Raw genomic sequence first — 20,456 nt, forward strand, 5'->3', positions numbered from 1 at the left:
TACGTTGTCATTACATCATCCATTCAATCGGGAGGTATGACACTGCTTTTATACTAAATCGTTGGAATCGAGTTGTTTCAGGTTCATGGGTATAGGTTTTGGTTTTTCCATTTTTTTGATGCTCTAACCAAATGATTTCGCCGTTTTCATCCAGTTTTAATTCATACGCAATTTGCGGTAAATATTGGTTTAATGCGGCAGAAATATCGTTTTGTAATCGATCAGACTTAACGACAAGGCCAACTTCCGAATTTAAATTTGCGGAACGTGGATCAAAGTTAAATGATCCAATAAACACCATTCCGTCGATATCGAAAAATTTTGCATGCAAACTAGAGGCATTTTTGCCTTTTGCAGGGATGATATTTCCAGTTATGACCTCATACCATGTGCGTTTTGAACGCTCTATATAAGGTTTAAATTCATATAGTTTCACGCCGTATTCGAGTAAGTCTTTGCGATATTTTTGATAAAACGCATGAACGACAGCGACGTCATTGGCTAAAAATGAATTGGTTAACACACGGACTTTTACATTTTTACCTGCAAGACCCGTTAGAAAGTCAGTTCCTTGTTGCGTGGGAACAAAATAAGCTGAAACCAATTCCATGCGTTCCTTGGGCTGTCCCATCAAGGTCGCAAATTGGTTATAAATTAATTCTTGCTCTTTAGCCTCACCACGAATTTTATTCGGACTATCCGCAATGAAATGTGCTTCGGCCCAATTCACCGGTCTTAGTTTAAGCTGAGCCGCCAGTTGTTGCTGTGCATAGTTAATACGCTGCTGATCTTTAGTCAACGTTGTAGAGTTTTCTTGGTACGTTTGTCTTAATTGATTTAATTCTTCTTTTGTACCTGCACCAATCCATTGCTGGACAGAATAACTTAAATCATCATTCCAAAAGTTCAAAAACACCTGATTGGCTTGTTGTATGGCTTCGCCATAGAAAAGGATGTCCAAATCTGTAAATTGAAAACTTTCACTGGCATCAAAATATTCATTACTGATGTTACGACCGCCAGTTACGCCCATAAAACCATCGGCAATAATTAATTTATTATGCATACGATGGTTAATGTGCTTTAAGCGAAATGCATAATCAATGGCACGTAATTTTCTGAATTTATATGGATTAAATAGTTTGATAGAAATGTTGGGATGGGCTGAAAGGGATTGTAAGGTCGGATCGAGTTTCGTCCCGTTTTGATCATCAATTAATAGCCTTACTTTTACCCCTCGGTCAGCGGCATGCAGTAACTCTTGAAACATCAGATGCCCAATAGCATCATTTTCCCAAATATAATATTGCAAATCGATGGTGTATTTTGCATTTCGAATCAAATGTAGGCGAGAAGCAATGCTTAAGAAGGCATCATCTAAGGCTAAATAAGCCGTTTGTTTTTGTTGTAATTTTTCTAAGTCTGTAGCTGATGTAATCCATTTGTCTGCATGCGATTGTATAGGGACATCTTTTTTTGACTGATTGCTAGGTAAGCTGCATCCAGTTAATAGGCTGATCGAAACAGTTAAACCGACAGTACAACTTATTTCACGTAATTGTATCATTCGAATAGCATTAATCATTCCTTGAAAAATTCATCATAACATCATGTTTTAAGGTTGTATCTAGGCTTAAAAAGAGGTTACTGTAACTCATCTGTTAATATAAGCCATACAGGATGTTTTTAGACATGAAATCACGTGCAGCCGTTGCTTTTGGACCGGGTCAGCCTTTAGAAATTGTGGAAATTGATGTGGCTCCACCTAAAGCAGGTGAGGTTTTAGTCAAAATTAGCCATACAGGTGTGTGTCATACAGATGCATTTACATTGTCGGGTGATGATCCTGAAGGCGTATTTCCAGCAATTTTAGGGCATGAAGGTGCAGGTGTTGTGGTTGAAGTCGGTGAAGGTGTGACTTCAGTGCAACCAGGTGATCATGTTATTCCACTTTATACTGCAGAATGTGGTGAATGTTTATTCTGTAAATCGGGTAAAACAAATCTTTGTGTATCTGTTCGAGCAACACAAGGGAAAGGTTTAATGCCAGATGGCACAACACGTTTTTCGTATAATGGTCAGCCGATTTATCACTATATGGGCTGTTCAACATTCTCAGAATATACAGTGGTTGCAGAAGTGTCTTTGGCAAAAATTAACCCTGAAGCGAACCACGAACATGTATGTTTGTTGGGTTGCGGCGTAACTACAGGCTTAGGTGCAGTTAAAAATACCGCTAAAGTTCAGGAAGGTGACTCAGTTGCAGTCTTTGGTTTAGGCGGAATTGGTTTGGCTGTGGTACAAGGTGCTAAAAAAGCCAAAGCAGGTCGTATCATTGCGGTAGATACCAATCCTGACAAATTCAAACTGGCTGAAGAATTTGGCGCTACAGATTTTGTTAATCCAAAAGATTATGATCGTCCAGTTCAAGAAGTGATTGTAGAAATGACGGGTTGGGGCGTCGACCATTCATTTGAATGTATTGGCAATACCAATGTGATGCGCTCTGCTTTGGAATGTGCTCACCGTGGTTGGGGGCAATCTGTGATTATTGGTGTGGCAGGTGCAGGTCAAGAAATTTCAACCCGTCCATTCCAATTGGTTACAGGTCGTACTTGGAAAGGCACTGCTTTCGGTGGTGTTAAAGGTCGTTCACAATTACCGGGTATGGTAGAAGAAGCCATGTCAGGCGAGATCAAACTTGAACCATTCGTGACCCATACCATGGGGCTGGATAAAATCAATGAAGCCTTTGATTTAATGCATGAAGGTAAATCAATTCGCTCTGTTGTACATTTTGAAGATTAAACATTGATTTAAATATTTTTGATTAAACGACTAATCATTTAAATATTAATGCGTTAATTTTCACTTTTTTAAAAACTAGGCTTTGGCCTAGTTTTTTTTATTTGTGTCGTTATAAAAAATCAAAACGTCAAATTAGGATTTGCAAAAAGTGACAGATTGTTAGACATAAAATGATAAAAAATGCCAAATGATAGATTTTGTCCCGAATTCACATGGTGGGGAATTAGCACTAAACTTAATGTAAGCATAATTTAAAAAACAAATGTATATTAATGCATTATCCGAGGCAAAAAATGACAACTACAAGTTACAAGCCTGAGTGGATTCGGGAAGATTTTATTGATTTTATTGCAGAAAAATTTGATGCAATTTGGGCCTACAAACGTGTAAAAGCACAATTAGTCAAATCACGTTGTGTGGGGATCGGGTTTTATGAACTGAGTTTTTTAGCGAATCACAACTTTAATGCAGAAAATTATCGACCAGGCCAATGTGTTCTGGTGACAGTTGTAAAGGATGGTGTACGGCATCAACGTAGCTATAGCATCGTCGAAATCAATACATCTGGTCATGTAGTAATCGCAGTCAAACAACAAGGCAAAGTGTCCAACTGCTTAACTCATTCAAAAAAAGGTGAGGTTGTTGAATTATCGCAACCGCAAGGTGAGTTTGGCTTAAAGCTAAATTCGGATCGACCAATTTTGCTGCTTGCTTCTGGTAGTGGCATTACCTCAATCATGGCTTTGTTTAAACAAGCAATTCAGCTTGGGCGTACGGTTGACCTGATTTATTTCAATCGAGATGATGCTTATTTGGATGAATTGATTCAACTGGCGAAGCAATCTAACCATGCACATTTACATGGGATTAATACGCTGAAAACCAAATTGCATATCACACCAGAGGTGCTAAATCACATGGTCCCTGATTTTAAGCTGCGAGATTGCTATGCCTGTGGTGCAACGCCAATGATGCAAAGCATTGAGCAATTGTATCGTGAGTTAAGGCTTTCAGAATATTTAAATACTGAATATTTTCAGATGATTGCTGATGATTCAGTACCTGCTCAACCTGTTACTTTTAGTTTAGCCCAGCAAGATTTTTTGGCAGAGGGAAATTTACTGGAAAGTGCTGAAAAAGCCGGTTTAAAACCTGCGCATGGCTGTCGGATGGGTATTTGTAATACCTGTTCGTGTACCAAATTACAGGGTTCAGTGAAAAACTTACTCACTGGCGAAATGGATCATGCGAATAACACACAAATCAAATTATGTGTCTCTCAGGCAATTTCACCTGTACGTATTCAACTCTAACCCAAGCCGCATAAAAACAAATCAGGGGCATCATCATGAATCAATCGATATATATTAGTCCGAATAGTAAGTCACGTTATTTATCACCCGAACAAACTGCTGAATTTGGCGAAAAAGTTGAGCAAATTCGCCGTGAAATCATGCAGAGTGTAGGTGAAAAAGATGCAGCGTATATTTATAAAATTCGCAATTTTGTCCGTCATAGCGAGATTGCTTCTCGTGGCATGTTGATGTTTGCAGGTTGGATTCCACCAGTGTGGTTACTGGGTACTGGTTTATTGGGTATTTCTAAAGTCGTAGAGAACATGGAACTCGGTCATAATGTGATGCATGGTCAGTTTGATTGGTTAAATGACCCAAGCTTAAATGGTGCTAACTATGATTGGGATACCATTGCCACAGGCCAAGACTGGAAATATACCCATAACTATGTGCATCATACCTATACTAATATTGTGGGGATGGACCATGATGTCGGCTATGGCTTAATCCGTGTGAGTGAATCGCAAAAGTGGGAGCCACGTTTCCTTTTTAATATTCCACTGGCTGCCCAACTCATGGTTTTCTTTGAGTGGTATGTCGGCATTCAACGTTTACATTTAGAAGATGTTATTGCGTATAAAACCAAAACTTGGAAAGATGTATGGCATGAAGCGGCCGATGTACGTCAGAAAATTAAGCGCCAAGTGATTAAAGATTATGTATTTTTCCCGCTTATTGCAGGTCCCAATGCGATTCCTGTATTTGCAGGAAATGCTGTAGCCAACGTGATTCGTAGCTTATGGACTTCCGCTGTCATCTTTAATGGACATTTTACTGAAGATGCGGAAAACTTTGAGATGGACAATACCGAAAATGAAACTCGAGCAGAATGGTATCTCCGTCAAATTCGTGGCTCAAGTAATTTTAGTGGAACGCAATGGTTACATATACTCAGTGGTAATTTGAGTCACCAAATTGAACACCATTTATTCCCTGATATGCCTGCAAACCGCTATGCAGAAGCCGCACCTAAAATTAAAGCACTTTGTGAGGAATATGGTATTCACTATAATGAAGCCAGTTTCATCAAACAGTTTGCCAGCGTTTGGGTTCGCCTCGCGAAATGCTCAGTGCCGAATGACTGGCGTGCCGAGCTTAAGGAACGTTCAGCTACACTTCAGCAGCGCCTTAAACAAAAAATCATGAAGAAAATCGGGTGTTAAAATACAGTATTGTTTAGCAATATTGCCCTTAATGCTTCCAATGGATGATTTCTAAAGCATTAAATTCGCCAAAGTAGCGTTCATCTACTTTGGCTTTTTTAGATATATCTAGCGAGCGAGAGTTATTCAACAAATTGCACGCTATTCTGAATGCCACAAGATTCTACAAAATATGCATCATGTGAAACGAGGATCACCGCACCTGTATAATGCTGAATGGCTTGAGCCAATAACATTCTAGACTCTATATCTAAGTGATTTTCAGGTTCATCTAACAATAAAAGCTCAATATTCGGTGTTAAATAATTTAAGCCCAACAAGGTTACTTTTAAACGCTCACCACCACTTAAACAGTGAAATGGCAGTTCCGCTTTTTGACTACGGATTCTAAGTTGACCGAGTTGATTACGCCATTCCGTTGACGAAACCTCAGGATTAAACTTTGCCAAATTGTCCAAAACACTCAGTTCAGGTGATAAATTACTCAAGTTTTGATCTAAATACAGGGTATGCACAGACAAAAACGTTTCATGGCTAGACTGTGATGTGGTCTGACTCAAATACTTTAGAAATGTAGATTTACCAATACCATTTTTTCCTTTTAAATGAATTTTTTCACCTGCCTGTAAGGCCAAGTCGAAAGGCTGGTGCTGAGATGTTTTGCGATGAAAATGTTTAACTCTTAAGATTTCTCCTGTTTTTTCAGCGTGATGTTGAAAAACGAATTGCTGCTCTTTGACATGCTCAAGTTGTTGCTGTGACTGAATCAGTTGAGATCTCTTTTCTTCCAATTGCTTCTGCTGTTGCGTTTGAACTGAAGCGAGGCTTTGACCGGCTTGTTCCTTTTTTAAATCGAGTAACACTTTGGCTTGGGTGCTTGACTTGCGTAGGACACGCCCTTGTTGTTCTCGTTTTTGCGCTTTCATCTGTGTTTCGTGTTGCTGTAATTTGAGTTGTTTTAACTCACGCTGATGCTGTAAAGCATTACGCTGTAAGGCTTTATTTTGCAGATCATTTTGTTGAAAGTAGTCTTCATAGTTACCAGTAACATGTGTGAGTCCAAACTCATTTAAAGCATAGATATGCTCTACATGTTGCAGTAACTCTCGATCATGACTGACAATAAATGCACCGGCAGGATGGTTTTCTAAACGATCGATGAGCCATAAGCGTGAGGATGCATCTAAATGGTTACTAGGTTCATCCAAAAGTAAATAATGGTCGGTTTTTAAAAATAATGCACACAAAGCCAATTTGGTTTTTTGACCCTCACTCAGCTGAGCGACAGGGAAATTTAAATCTGTCGGAAGTGACGTCTGCTTAAGTTGTTGCTGCCATAATGCAGGACGGTGCCACTGGTTTTCAGTCAGCTCAAAGTCTTCAAAACTGGCATTGCCTATTTCGATACGTTGAAATGCGCTAAATAAATCTTCCACACCGAGTGCAGAAGCAATCGTGTCAGCTTCTAGCCGAGAAAATTGTGATAAATAGGCATGTGGTACATTCCATGAAATTTCACCTTCATAGGGGAGATCTTTCAGATTTTGTTCATGTAAGATTTTAAGGATGCAGGACTTTCCTAAACCATTGCGACCAATACATGCCGAAAGCTGCTGTTGATTGAGGTTAAATTTCAGGTTTTTAAAAAGTGTTTTAGAGGGAAATTCCAAGCTTAATTGGGAAATTGTACAAGCTGTTTGAGTCATAGATGCACCTTGCAATAGCAAAGATGCGCAATACAAATAACTAATTTTATTTTATAAAAAAGACAATATTTGAGAAAATGCAGTCAAAGTCATTAGCCATGTGTTTGCACATCAAAAAAATGGATTTGATGATGAAAAAACAGGGCTTACTTCATTGGCAAATACTCGAATTAAAAAATAAATGAAAAAAGGTTGAAACTGCGGAATAATGTTGTGCAGTCTAATAAATGTTTATTTATTAATCAATACATCAAATTTTAAAAATAGGTCGCAATAATTGACAGCAGAGTTATTTAATACAACAAAATAGCAAAAAACTATTGTCAAACCGATGAATACAGCGTATTTTGGTTTTCAGATAGATACTTTTTGATGAAATCAAGATGTTAAAGCAACCTTTAATCTCAAACGCATATTATTACTTTTGGCAGTTTAGATAATTGCCTGAACGCGTTCGGGCATGAAAAAGGTTGCCCACCAAGTTTATACCTGATCGGCAACCCTGATCAGGTTTTTTTATGTCTTGATTTTTATAATATTTTTGGAGAAATCTCATGTTTACAGTAAAAAATTCATATTTTAGCAACGGTTATTGGTTTTACTTTAGTCAGTCTATGTCTAAAGCCTTGAAGTCCCAAAGTCCCATAACGCTCAGATAAAAGATCGGACTGTTTGTGTACACAGTCCAAAGGAATAAAACCAATGAATGCGCTAAATACAGCTTTACAACAAACTCAAAATTCAGAAATTCAACAGAAATCTACGCAGTCGAAAGAAATACTTTTGAGCTTGCCTCATCAACTGAAACAACAATTACCTTTATCTGCTCAATCAGCGGAACAAATTGCTGCACATCGTGTAACGATTCAAAATATTTTGACGGGTCAAGATCCGCGTCTAATGATTATTACAGGCCCATGTTCAATTCATGATCCAATTGCTGCTTTGGAATATGCCGAAAAATTAAAACAATTACAGACACAAGTTTCAGATCAAATTTTTCTTGTGATGCGCGCATACATTGAGAAACCACGTACTACAGTGGGCTGGAAAGGCTATATGTATGACCCAAGTTTAGATGGTTCATCTAATATGCAGTTGGGCTTAGAAAAATCACGTGAGCTGTACTTACAAATTATTGAAATGGGTTTGCCAATTGCCTCTGAAATTTTAAGCCCAATGGCGACGGGTTATTTTGATGACCTTTTGGCTTGGGGTGCAATCGGTGCGCGTACCAGCGAATCACAAATTCATCGTGAAATCTCGAGTCATATGCCATACAGTATTGGTTTCAAAAACGGAACAGATGGCTCAATCCAAATTGCTCTAGATGCCATTCAATCTGCATCCCATCCACACCAGTTCTTAGGTATGAGTCAAGCCGGCTTACCGTGTATTTTAGAATCTGTTGGCAACCCACAAGCACATTTGATTTTACGTGGCTCCAATACAGGTCCAAATTATAGTTTGGCTGAAATAGACAAAATTCGTAGTAAAGTAAAAGGCGATTTACCGGCTTTAGTGATCGATTGTAGTCATGGTAATAGCCATAAAGACCCAATGAAGCAACCTGAAGTATTACGCACTATTGTAGCGGAGCGTGAGCATACCCAAGTGCGTGGCGTGATGTTGGAAAGTCATTTGGTGGACGGAAATCAAAAAATTAGTTGTGACATGATTTATGGTCAATCTATAACAGATGGATGCTTAGGTTGGGATAAGACCATTGCTTTGATTCAACAGGTTACGAATGAACTTCGTGCATCACAAATTAAACGTAGTGCTTAACAATCCAGAGCATACTCAGTCTGAATTGATTTACCCCAAAGCCTTAGAACATTGATTGTTCTAAGGCTTTTATTTTGAAAAATCCTTTGTTGCTTACTTCAATACAAAAATTGAAATATGGCCTATATTTTAAAATATATACTGATAATTCAGTGTTTTATGTTTGAGTGAATCAAATTTTTTATGCACAATAATGTCTAAGCTCAATACAGCGCCAGAAATAATGACAATCTGTGCTTGGGTGTTTGAAATTTTATATTGGGGAAGTTGATGTACACTGCTGAATTGCTGGAAGAAGCACGCCGTTTTATGTTCCACATGTTAACCAAAGTGGTTGAATATGGTGGTTCTGATTTATTTATTACGGCAGATTTTCCACCAAGTATTAAACATCAAGGCATGATGAAACCCTTTGGACAGCAAGAACTTGATGCTGAGAAAACAAAGCTTTTCGCCTATAGTTTGATGAATGAGAAGCAGCGCAAAGAGTTTGAAACAGAACTAGAATGTAACTTTGCGATTAGTGTGCCAAACGTTTCGCGTTTTCGTGTCAATGTATTTCAGCAACAGTTACATGTGGGTATGGTCATTCGTACCATTACGGCAGAAATTCCAAATTTTGAAAAGCTTAAATTACCGGCTTCGCTTAAGCACGTGATTATGGAAAAACGTGGTTTAGTTTTAGTGGTTGGAGGTACAGGTTCAGGAAAATCAACCTCTTTAGCGGCGCTGATTGATTATCGAAATGAAAACAGCGCAGGGCATATCATCACTGTTGAAGACCCAGTGGAATATGTGCATAAGCATAAAAAATCAATGATTACGCATCGTGAAGTCGGTGTAGACAGTCATTCGTGGCATAACGCTTTAAAAAATACCTTGCGACAAGCACCAGACGTGATTTTAATTGGTGAAATTCGTGACACCGAGACTATGGAACATGCAATTGCCTTTGCTGAAACAGGACATTTATGTTTAGGTACGCTACATTCAAATAACGCCAATCAAACCCTAGATCGAATCATTAACTTCTTCCCAGAAGAGCGAAGAAATCAATTGCTTATGGATTTATCGAGCAATATGAAAGCGATTGTTTCTCAGCGATTAATCCGGACTGAAGATGGTAAAGGACGCCGTGCAGCCGTTGAAATTATGTTAAATACGCCGCTCATTTCAGATTTGATTTTGAAAGGTGAGTTTCATGAACTAAAAGCGATTATGGCAAAATCTCGTGAACTTGGGATGCAAACTTTCGACCAAGCTTTATTTGATTTATATAATGACGGCGCTATTTCTTATGAAGAAGCTTTAAGAAATGCCGATTCAACTAATGAATTACGTTTGCAAATTAAACTGAAAAGTTCACGTGCAAATGGTACTTCAGCGGCTGCGCAATCTTTTAGTATGGTTGAAGAAAAGAAAGAAGAACCTGAAAGTACCGAAGCTTCGGAAGAAATATAAGCTGGATATTTATGCAAATGGTATATAAGCCAATTCAGCTATCATATTGAAATAAAAAAATCAGCCTGAGGGCTGATTTTTTTGATATTAGAAATATTTACAGACCAGCTTCGTATTGCTCGCTTGTCAACAAAGCATCTACATCAGCGATATTGTCTGGTTTAATTTTATAAATCCAGCCTTTGCTATAAGGCGCATCGTTTACAAAATCTGGATCATCTTCAAGGTCCGGATTGACTTCAACAACTACACCAGAAACTGGAGCATGAATATCAGAAGCGGTTTTTACCGACTCAACCACACCCGCTTGTTCGCCAGCAGTGATATGTTGACCCACATCTGGTGCTTCAACATAAACTAAATCACCCAATGCGTCTTGTGCATGATCAGAAATGCCTGTAACAACAAGGTCACCTTCAATTCGCACCCATTCATGTGTACTTGCGTACTTTAAATCTGAAGGATGATTCATTGATAACTCCTTAAATCCATTAAATTCATTTTTGGCATGAGTTATACATGCTTTTTAAGTAAAACAAAAGACTTATAAGTACGGATCTTTACGCCAATTGCTTGGGCTACGACCACTCCAGCGTTTAAATGCACGGCTAAAATTGGCAACATCGCTATAGCCCAATTCATCAGCAATTTGCTCTAAGGTAAAGTCAGTCCGTGACAGGAGCGATGTGGCATGACGGTAACGAACTTCGTCGACTAACGTTGAAAATGAGGTACCTTCAGCAGCAAGTTGGCGTTTTAAAGTTCGATCGGACATGTGTAGCCGTTCAGCAACACTTTCGATACTTAAATAGTGCTGTTCGGAGTTGGTTAAAATATCACGAACGCGCATGGCAATACGGTGACGTTCGCCCAAAGCGGAAAGTTCAGCTTCACATTGATTAATGGCGATTTGACTGGCAATCGGGTCTGCATGGACCAATTTATTGGTTAAATATTGCTTATCAAAACTGAGTAAAAGGTGTGGCTGATCAAATCTAAATTGGTGCCGTGGATATTTGGCAATAAACCGCTCAAAACCTTCAGGTTGAGGGAAATCAAAATCAATTTCACCAGCAGAATAATCCACACCGGTAATTGCTTTGCCCATGCTGATCATGCCAAAAATTAAGGCAATTGAAATCTCAGTACGTAAAGGCTCTATCGTAACGTCGGTTTGTAGTTGAACAGTCGCTTTGGTTCCAAAAGTCGAGAAAAAAAGCTGTAAAAAGGGCATGCGTAACTGAATAAAACGGTTTGCCAAGACTAAGGCATCGGTTATGTCCTTCGCCGTCATGATGGCATAGCCAATAAAACCATGAATCGAGATGCGCATTTGGTTGCCTAAATGAAAACCTAATGTTGGCTCACCAGTTAAACGTAGTGCGTGCTCTACCAATTGATTGGCGATGGGTGTTGGAATACGGAAATCTGGTTCAGCCAATTGTTCGCTGTTTAATCCGAAGGGACTAAATAATGTTTCTGCAGTGTAGCCCCATCGAGAGACCACATCTAAAAGGAGCAATCCATACACTCCGGGAATACCCTGATCCTGACGGGAATTAATTGTTTTCATAGCGTTCCGTTGCAATGCGGGTTTTTCTTCTGTTCTAAGGTTATATTGGCATGATTCTGTGTTGTATCCCACAAAAATTGTTGGACAAACTGACTAGGCTCAACTATTTATAGCGGCCTACCTTAGCGTTGTAAAGTAGGCCATTAAGGATTAATTCGCTTTAAATTCTTTGGAAAAGACCACAATTTTGGTCGTAGACATATAAAGAACGTCATTATGCTGATTGAGCGCTTGAGTGACATAGGTCACAATGCCGCGGTCTGTCTTACTTTTCGACGGAGTAATTGCAGATATTTCAACTTCTACACGAATTTTATCCCCCGGACGTGTTGGGCGCGGCCAACGTAGACTTGATTCAGAACCAATTAAGCCATAAGCCACAGGGAAACATTCAGTCCATAAGCGCATCGTTACAGCAGCAGTATGCCAACCACTTGCCGCAAGCCCTTGAAAGATCGGGTGCTGTTGGGCTTTGACTTCATCTGTATGAAATTCCTGAGGATCATAAGCGTTGGCAAATTGCTTGATTTCTTCAACAGTCATTTCATATTCACGACTACTAAAGTGATCACCAACTTTAAGGTCTTCCAGATACAGCATTTTCATCTTCCTTTGATTCTACTTTATGTTGTTCTATTAAAAATCCACCGGTTTGACGCTGCCACAAGTGTGCATAAATACCATTCAAAGCAACTAGCTCTTCGTGGGTGCCTTGCTCAGCAATACGTCCTTGATCCAAGACAATCAAGCGATCCATTTGCGCAATTGTTGAAAGTCGATGCGCAATGGCAATCACAGTTTTACCTTGCATCAAATCATCTAAACTCGATTGAATCGCGGCTTCGACTTCTGAATCGAGCGCACTTGTGGCTTCATCTAAAATTAAAATCGGTGCGTCTTTTAAAAATACTCGAGCAATCGCAATACGTTGACGCTGACCACCTGATAATTTTACGCCACGTTCACCGACAAATGCGTCATAGCCACGTTGGCCACGTAAATCGATCAATTGAGGAATGAATTCATCAGCTTTCGCTTTACGCACTGCATCATACATTTCTTCATCGGTTGCATTCGGGCGACCATATTTAATATTTTCTTCAACTGTACGATGCAATAACGAGGTGTCTTGGGTCACCAATGCAATATTTTTTCTTAAGCTATCTTGGGTAATATCTTCTATATTTTGGCCATCAATCGAAATACGACCATGGTTGATATCATAAAAGTGGAGTAAAAGTTGAATTAGTGTTGATTTTCCGGCACCCGAACGCCCGACAATACCAATTTTTTCACCTGGTCGAATAGTTAAATTAAATTGATCGATGACATTTTTATCATTATAAGCAAAACTGACGTCCTCAAATTTAATTTCGCCTTGCGGTACTTTTAAGTCGGTTGCATCAGCTTTGTCTTGAATATGAATTGGGCGGCCCATGGTTTTCATCCCATCTTGAATGGTCCCGACATTTTCAAATAGGGCAGATGTTTGCCACATCATAAACTCGGAAATACTACTGAGTTTTAAAATCATGGCGGTCGCTGCTGCAATGACCCCAAGCTCAGCTTGACCATCCATCCAGAGCCAAACGGCTGTTCCAAGTACGCCACCATATAAAACAATGATCAGCAAATTCGTCGCGATGTTGTATTTTGCAGCAAGTCGCATTTGCTTATACACCGTCACCATAAATTCTTTCATTGAGGCTTTGGCATATTGGCTTTCACGGCCTGCATGGGCAAACAATTTCACCGTTTGAATATTGGTGTAGGCATCGGTGACACGACCAGTCATTACTGCGCGTGCATTGGCTTGTTCATTTGAAATTTTGCTTAATTTGGGGATGAAATAGCATGCAGAACCAATAAATAAAGCCAGCCAAAGTAATAATGGAACAATCAACAGTGGCGATATAGCACCTAAAATCACGGTGATCGAAATCAGGTAAATGAAGACATAGGCCAACATGTCACCAAGAATAATCCAAAACTCACGTACAGCCAGTGAAGTTTGCATGACTTTGGCAGATAAACGACCTGCAAAGTCGTTGTGGAAGAAATCTAAACTTTGTTTCAGTAATAAGTTATGAAATCTCCAACGTAGGCGCATTGGAAAGGTACTGTATAAAATCTGATGTTTAATAATAGTTTGAAGGCAAGAAAAGAAGATATTTGCCAATAAAATAAAGCTTAAAATGGTCAGATTGGTCTGGTGCTGCTGTAAAAAGGTTTCAGGTTGAGACTTACTGATCCAATTGACTAATTCACCAATTTTGGCATAAAGCAGTGCTTCAAAACTCGCTACACCAGCTGTACAGAATACCAATAACAAGAGGTATTTTTTTACACCCGTTGCAGCTTGCCATACAAAGGGGAAAAATTTTGTTGGCAATGGTTTATTCAAGTCCTGTTCAGGATAAGCGTCAACTAAGTTTTCAAACCATTTAAGCATGCAGATAACCTGAGAATTTTACTGTAATTAATCTTTCTTTCTTCCGCTCTGAGTGTAATGGATTCGCTGGTTTTTCTCCATTTTGATTTGTTTATTTATTAAAAAGCTTGGCTGCAAAAATTCATAAAATTAAAATGTACAACCCGATTACGACCTTGGCGTTTTGCTTCATATAAAGCAATATCGGCTTGTTTAATTAACTGATCGAGTTTGGCGTGGTCAGGGTCAATTTTGGAAACACCAATGGAGATCGAAAATTTCACCAATTGACCATCCATATGAAACTGATGTTGCTCCATTTTATGTCTTAACCGTTCAGCAATTTTTAATGCATCTTCTGGGACGGTAAAAGGCAAAAGTACAATAAATTCTTCACCCCCGAAACGCGCCAACATATCGTAAAACCGCATTTCTTTACGCGCAATTTCAGCAATTTGGCATAGCACTTGGTCGCCGACATCATGTCCGTATTGATCATTAATCGCTTTAAAATGATCGACATCAAAAATCAAAAGACTGGTACAGACCGTCATTGGGGTTTCTTGGATTTTTTTATTGGCAGCATGTACAAATTGGCGACGATTGCTTAACTGGGTTAATTCATCCGTATGGGCAATTTTGCGCAGGGTATGAAAGTTCCAGTCATCTAGCAGCGCTCTTAGAAACGTTTTACGAGAGTTGAGCGTAGAGTTCCAGCAGATATACATACTGAACAGCAGCACAGGAACGTACACCAATAAAAATATTGTAAAATCACCAAAATCATTAATGCGCCATGCGCCAAAAAGGATCGCTGCCGTGATCATGGCTGAGGTCATAATCGAAGGGCGAAAATGCACATGAATACTTAAATTACCCAATACGATCAAAATAATGGCGGCATATTGATAGCTATGAACCAGTTCATTTTTCGACTGAAGTAATATCTCAAACCAGAGGATTGCAGAAAGGCAAGTCGCTAGTGGTAATATTAAATCGAGCAATTTAATCTGTTTGATATATTTAAACAGAACATAGTTCAGGCTAAATGCACCAATAATAGCAATGATACGAATCACACCTGAAAGCATTTCTACGTCTGGCAGCACATAGCGATCTGCCCAAAAATAGATTAAAAATGCCAATTGAGCGAAATAGTTGACCTGCTTTAAATAGTCTTTCTGGTTGTAGTACAAAAATTTGTAATAAGCATTTTTAAACTGTGCCGGGATACGTGCAATCGGGTCGGATAAAGCACGCTCAATACGGACACGATTCTCTAAGTCACATGCTTCTGCCTGTATGAGCGTATGTTTGGCAGAAGTGCGATTCATCGATTCTATGAGTAATTGTGATTCGTTTTTAACTGATTTCCGAGAAGGTTGATTGGGGCCTTCCATGATCAAGTTCCTATTTTAGAAGCGTTTTTATGCAACTGTTAACAAATAGTATCTAAAAATGTCTACATTTGTATAGTATTTGTTTGGGTTTTTTTAATTACTGATGTTACGCAGTAACACCAGAAGCGTAATTTGATTTAAATAAAAGTATGATACGCGGTAACGTCATCCGCAAGTGTTTGAGACAGCACTTCTTCTAATCAAAAATGTTTTTGCGATACTTTGAATAATTTGACGCTAGTGAACGAGTTTTGCGGATGACAATGGTTTTGGGTGCTTTTGCCAAAACAAAAGTACCTCCAGCCGAAGGCTAATCCCTTTATTCACCCCCTAGATGTAAGACTCCGTCGAATAGAATTAAAAATCATTTTTAAAATGTGAAATTACTGTTATGTGCGTAACATCAGTTAATTATTTTTAGTTGTTTCAGATGCATTATATTTTTAGGAAATTATACGATCAGCGCATTTAGCTAGCCTGCTCTAAATCCTTGCATTGCGCGATAAAAAAGCACTAGCAGATGTCGAATAGCTTTTAAAGAAAACGCCCCCAATATATATTCAATCGACATTGTGAATTCTTTAACCTAAAGAATTTCTTCTTCAAATATACATGGGGAGATGCGCAATTAAGTCTTAGCTTTTATCGACATTTGGTTGAACGAGGGCTTTAAAATCGGCACTAGAAGGGGCTTGATAGATTTTAAGTCCAAACTCAGGTGTGATTGCGATCAGATGGTCAAAGATATCCGATTGAATCGCTTCATAATCTTTCCATGCAATAGTTTTACTAAAAGCATAAATCTCTAAAGGAATGCCTTCACTCGTGGGTTGTAACTGACGCACCAAAATCGTTTGGTGTTGGGCAATGCCTGAATGCTGTTGTAAATAAAATTCTACATAGGCACGAAAGGTCCCAAGATTGGTTAAACGGCGCTGATTATATTGCGACTGATTGGAAAGTTGCTGATTAAACTGAGCAAGCTCTTCATGCTTATGATCAAGATATTGATCTAATAATAAAAATTCTTTGAGTTTATTTTGCTCATCCTGAGTCATGAAATGAATAGAGCTTTGATCGATATAAAGTGAGCGTTTGATGCGGCGTACACCGGACTGTGCCATACCACGCCAGTTTTTAAAGGTGTCTGTCACCAGTTTATTGGTTGGAATCGTGGTAAAGGTCTTATCAAAGTTCTGTACAGTAATGGTATGTAATGACATATCAATGACATCGCCATCCGCATTGAGCGAGGGCATTTCAATCCAGTCACCAATTCGCACCATGTCATAAGAAGAAATTTGTACCGAAGCCACCAGTGACAAAATGGTATTTTGGAAGACCAACATCAGTACAGCCGCCATAGCACCGAAGCCTGCGAGTAATGTAAATACATCTTTTTTCAGAAAAGTACCTAAGATCATTAGGCCACAAACCAAAAAGATGATCAATTTGACCAACTGCAAATAGCCTTTAATTGGTTTGTTTCTAGATTTTGGATTACGTTGATAAATCAGATTAAAAATATTTAGTAATTCAGAAATGGCTAAAGCAATGGTCAGGAAGATAAAGGCCTGACAAGCCATTTGAACGATTGAGATAAACTTCACAGATAAATGTGGGACTGTGGTTATGCCATTTAAGATTACAATTGCTGGAACAATGTTGGCAAAGCGTTTAATCACACTATGTTCTGACAAAATTTGACTGTGGCTAAAGGCCATTTTAGACACGAGCTTACGAATACCACGTACCACAATTTGCTTGGCGATAAAATTTGCAATGATGGCAAAAATAATAATGAAACTGAGCGATGTCAGCATTTCTAACCAAGGGTATTGATCTGACCAATCTTGAATATTTTTAATGAACTGAAATTTTTCCAAAATTATCCTACTCTTATTGAAGTAAATGAAAGGGTTAATGATCAAACTATTGTAATTGTGGTGATTATATAAGCAATTTTATACTCGTAAAATTTACGGAGTTACGACATGTATAGTCCATAATGTTACTTATTGGGTGCTAAGGAATGATTTTTTGAAGGTATAACCGATATTTATGGACTGAAAAAGATTAATGTTGATAAAAAAAAGCCCCCGAATCGGGAGCTTCATTGGCGATTTGAAGTGCTTACCACATTAAATCATCAGGAATTACATAAGCTGCATACGGATCTTCTTCATCCGTGGTTTGTTCATTCACTTCAGAATTATTCACAATAATAAAGCCTTCCATTTTCGCATTAATACGGTCGGCTAATTCTTTTGGTAAAAAAGCATAGTTGCTATTTTCCCGTGCAATAACAAGACTGCCAGCAACCAAGGCATTATAAATTTGCTGATTGATATAAAGCTTTTTGATCTTGGCATCATCGATAAATTGATAGGTCGATTCGCCATCGGTATCACGAATTTTATGCTGATTAATCATTTGCATGATGGCAGCTTTTAATTCTTTTTCTTGCAACACTGCTTTACGATCTTGCTCTAAAGCATGATCTTTTGCGATTTTTTGCTGCTGATCTTGCTCAATTTTCGCCTTGATTTCAGCATCTTTACTTTCACCGGTACGTTTTTCATGTACGGCTTGTTTAGACAATTTTTTTGCCTTTTTATTATCGACCAGACCTGCTTTAAGCAGTTGCGCCTGTAATGCATTTTTAACCATAGTACGTTCCAACTAATCGTGTATATGTCGATAATGAAAATAGATGATCCAATATACTGCGCTCATGACTAAACTGAGTGCGGCAGGAATCAGGAATGCGTTTAATTTTAAATAAGGATAAAGCCAACTGGCAAGTATGCCACCGACGATAAATCCCGCTAAAATTAATAAATGTAAGACCACACGTTTAGACTCAACCGAAAGTCCACGAGCTTTATAACCCAAAGCCAAACCTAAGTCCGTCAAAACACCAGAGAGGTGTGTGGTACGAATAATGGTGCCTTTATAGTGGCTGACCATTGCATTTTGTACACCCATCGCCACGCATGCCCAAAGCAAAGCATAACGTGGAAAATAGGGTAATAGCAGCCAACACAGGACAATAAAAAAAGCCACCAAGCTTAATGGGACGCCATAACGTCGCGTTAAGCTAAAGTGACTATTTCCAAGAATAAGCCCACTATAAAATGAGCCAATCACATAACAAAGCAAGACTAAAATCAAATAAATAATCGTAGCTGGCTGCCATGCAATGAAGGCCATGGCTAACATACTGACATTACCCGTCATGTGAGATACCGACTGGTGCAAGATGGTCACCAGTCCAAGTACATTAATCATTCCTGCATTCACTGCGAGGAAAAAAGCACCCAGTTGTATCCAAAGCGGTAAAGTCTGTAAAGGCATGGCCTCGCCTTAAAAAGTATCCAATATCAGGATATTATCTTAAACCACGGTCTACTGCAGCTGTAAATAATACGTCAGTCGAAGAGTTTAAAGCTGTTTCAGTTGAATCTTGAAGTACACTAATGACCATACCAATGGCAACAACTTGCATCGCGATATCGCTTGAAATACCAAACAGGCCACAAGCCACTGGAATAAGCAGCAATGAACCACCAGCAACACCTGAAGCACCACATGCAGAAACGGTAGCAACGACTGATAAAATCAACATTGTGCTGAAATCAACAGAAATGCCCAAAGTATGAACTGCTGCTAGTGTGAGGACTGTAATTGTGACCGATGCGCCTGCCATGTTGATTGCAGCACCAAGTGGAATTGCAACACTTGCAGTCGATTCTGGGACACCAAGACGCTTCGCAAGGTCAAGGTTTACAGGAATGTTTGCAGCAGAACTACGCGTAAAGAATGCAGTGATACCACTTTCACGTAAACATTGGAAAACCAATGGGAACGGATTTGAGCGGGTCATAAATGCCACCATTAGTGGATTGACGACCAAGGCAACAAAGAACATGGTACCAATTAAGACCGCAAGTAAGTGTGCATAGCTGATCAGTGTTTTCAAACCTGAGTCGGCAAATGTAACAGCAACCAAACCAAAGATACCGACAGGTGCAAAGTTAATCACTAAACGGATTACTTTATTCACCGCATCAGCAGCATCGGATAAGAAAACTTTAGTGGTATCTGATGCATGGCGAAATGCAATACCCAAGGCAACAGCCCAAGCTAAGATTCCAATGAAATTTGCTTCTGAAATGGCTGTAACAGGGTTTGCGACAAAACTTAATAATAAGTTTTTCAAGATTTCAGCAAGACTGCCTGGCGGAACAAGATTTTCTGCAGCAACATCCAAAATTAATGTACTTGGGAATACAATACTGACAATCACGGCACTAAGCGCTGCCAAGAACATACCCAAAGCGTACATCAATATAATTGGTTTAATGTATGCATTACTGCTACCCACTTTGAAATTTGCAATGGATGACAGCACAAGTACAAAGACCAGTATCGGTGCTACGGATTTCAATGCCTTAATGAATAAATCACCAAGCAAACTTAAATAGGGTGCAACGCCCGGAGCGACGACAGCAACCAATACACCTAAAATAATGGCGATAATAATTCGGGTTACTAAACTCAAGCGTGTAAATGCTGAAAACATAGGAGAGCCTTGTCAGAATTACAATGACAAAATGATGAAAATTAGCCCTGTATTTTATACGAAAATGTGGAATGCTTAAAAAATAATTTAATTTAAAAATAAACCTTTGTTTTTTATAATCTATTTTTGTGTATTAAAATGTAAACCCTTCAAAACTCACTGTTTATCAAACTCGCATTGATTAAA

16 protein-coding genes are annotated in these 20,456 nt (G+C 38.9%); 5 read left to right on the forward strand and 11 right to left on the reverse strand.

Features of this window, described 5'->3' with window-relative positions:
* Positions 1-10: 10 nt before the first annotated feature.
* The gene (locus MST17_RS07590) at positions 11-1,567 is read right to left on the reverse strand and encodes a phospholipase D family protein (RefSeq protein WP_180027113.1); all 1,557 of its coding nucleotides are present in this window, start codon (positions 1,565-1,567) and stop codon (positions 11-13) included.
* A gap of 125 nt (positions 1,568-1,692) precedes the next feature.
* Between MST17_RS07590 and MST17_RS07595 the strand changes: the two genes are divergently transcribed.
* The 3 genes from MST17_RS07595 to MST17_RS07605 all read left to right on the forward strand — a co-directional run bounded on the left by MST17_RS07595 (position 1,693) and on the right by MST17_RS07605 (position 5,326).
* Positions 1,693-2,808, forward strand: a complete 1,116-nt coding sequence (locus MST17_RS07595; RefSeq protein ID WP_078193885.1) for an S-(hydroxymethyl)glutathione dehydrogenase/class III alcohol dehydrogenase — start codon at positions 1,693-1,695, stop codon at positions 2,806-2,808.
* Positions 2,809-3,101: 293 nt separating this feature from the next.
* Positions 3,102-4,121 (forward strand): flavin reductase family protein, encoded by a 1,020-nt coding sequence (locus tag MST17_RS07600; protein WP_180027114.1) that lies wholly within the window; start codon positions 3,102-3,104, stop codon positions 4,119-4,121.
* Between the two features lie 35 nt (positions 4,122-4,156).
* Positions 4,157-5,326 carry an acyl-CoA desaturase gene (locus tag MST17_RS07605; protein ID WP_180027115.1) on the forward strand — a complete coding sequence of 390 codons (1,170 nt, stop codon included), beginning with the start codon at positions 4,157-4,159 and terminating at the stop codon, positions 5,324-5,326.
* Positions 5,327-5,448: 122 nt separating this feature from the next.
* On the opposite strand, the gene MST17_RS07610 is transcribed toward MST17_RS07605, so the two are convergent.
* Positions 5,449-7,032 carry an ATP-binding cassette domain-containing protein gene (locus tag MST17_RS07610; RefSeq protein ID WP_180027116.1) on the reverse strand — a complete coding sequence of 528 codons (1,584 nt, stop codon included), beginning with the start codon at positions 7,030-7,032 and terminating at the stop codon, positions 5,449-5,451.
* A 702-nt stretch (positions 7,033-7,734) separates the two neighbouring features.
* Between MST17_RS07610 and MST17_RS07615 the strand changes: the two genes are divergently transcribed.
* Together MST17_RS07615 and MST17_RS07620 are read left to right on the forward strand one after the other, a co-directional pair.
* Entirely contained in the window at positions 7,735-8,820 is a 1,086-nt protein-coding gene (locus tag MST17_RS07615) for a 3-deoxy-7-phosphoheptulonate synthase (RefSeq protein ID WP_180027117.1), read from the forward strand.
* 270 nt (positions 8,821-9,090) lie between these two features.
* On the forward strand, positions 9,091-10,281 hold the full coding sequence (locus MST17_RS07620; RefSeq protein WP_078190956.1) for a PilT/PilU family type 4a pilus ATPase: 1,191 nt from the start codon (positions 9,091-9,093) through the stop codon (positions 10,279-10,281).
* A gap of 97 nt (positions 10,282-10,378) precedes the next feature.
* Here MST17_RS07620 and gcvH read toward each other — a convergent pair whose 3' ends face one another.
* From gcvH to sstT, 9 genes are all read right to left on the reverse strand, one after another.
* Positions 10,379-10,753, reverse strand: coding sequence for a glycine cleavage system protein GcvH (gene gcvH / locus MST17_RS07625; RefSeq protein WP_180027118.1), 375 nt, complete (start codon positions 10,751-10,753; stop codon positions 10,379-10,381).
* A 72-nt stretch (positions 10,754-10,825) separates the two neighbouring features.
* Positions 10,826-11,854, reverse strand: coding sequence for an AraC family transcriptional regulator (locus MST17_RS07630; RefSeq protein ID WP_078190954.1), 1,029 nt, complete (start codon positions 11,852-11,854; stop codon positions 10,826-10,828).
* Positions 11,855-12,004: 150 nt separating this feature from the next.
* Positions 12,005-12,454 (reverse strand): MaoC family dehydratase, encoded by a 450-nt coding sequence (locus tag MST17_RS07635; protein ID WP_180027119.1) that lies wholly within the window; start codon positions 12,452-12,454, stop codon positions 12,005-12,007.
* Positions 12,432-14,306 carry an ABC transporter ATP-binding protein gene (locus MST17_RS07640; RefSeq protein ID WP_180027120.1) on the reverse strand — a complete coding sequence of 625 codons (1,875 nt, stop codon included), beginning with the start codon at positions 14,304-14,306 and terminating at the stop codon, positions 12,432-12,434. Before MST17_RS07640 ends, MST17_RS07635 begins: the two co-directional genes overlap by 23 nt.
* Positions 14,307-14,404: 98 nt before the next feature.
* Positions 14,405-15,685 carry a GGDEF domain-containing protein gene (locus MST17_RS07645; RefSeq protein ID WP_257224036.1) on the reverse strand — a complete coding sequence of 427 codons (1,281 nt, stop codon included), beginning with the start codon at positions 15,683-15,685 and terminating at the stop codon, positions 14,405-14,407.
* 635 nt (positions 15,686-16,320) lie between these two features.
* Positions 16,321-17,571 carry a mechanosensitive ion channel family protein gene (locus MST17_RS07650; RefSeq protein WP_180027121.1) on the reverse strand — a complete coding sequence of 417 codons (1,251 nt, stop codon included), beginning with the start codon at positions 17,569-17,571 and terminating at the stop codon, positions 16,321-16,323.
* A 247-nt stretch (positions 17,572-17,818) separates the two neighbouring features.
* Complete coding sequence (locus MST17_RS07655; RefSeq protein ID WP_180011723.1) at positions 17,819-18,355, reverse strand: DUF2058 domain-containing protein; 537 nt, start codon at positions 18,353-18,355, stop codon at positions 17,819-17,821.
* 12 nt (positions 18,356-18,367) lie between these two features.
* Positions 18,368-19,042, reverse strand: coding sequence for a YoaK family protein (locus MST17_RS07660; RefSeq protein WP_180027122.1), 675 nt, complete (start codon positions 19,040-19,042; stop codon positions 18,368-18,370).
* 34 nt (positions 19,043-19,076) lie between these two features.
* A complete protein-coding gene (gene sstT / locus MST17_RS07665; protein ID WP_180027123.1) occupies positions 19,077-20,270 on the reverse strand; it encodes a serine/threonine transporter SstT in 1,194 nt (397 codons plus the stop codon).
* Between the last annotated feature and the right edge of the window lie 186 nt (positions 20,271-20,456).

It is taken from the genome of Acinetobacter sp. YH16056_T (genome assembly GCF_024605895.1).
Lineage (GTDB): Bacteria > Pseudomonadota > Gammaproteobacteria > Pseudomonadales > Moraxellaceae > Acinetobacter > Acinetobacter amyesii.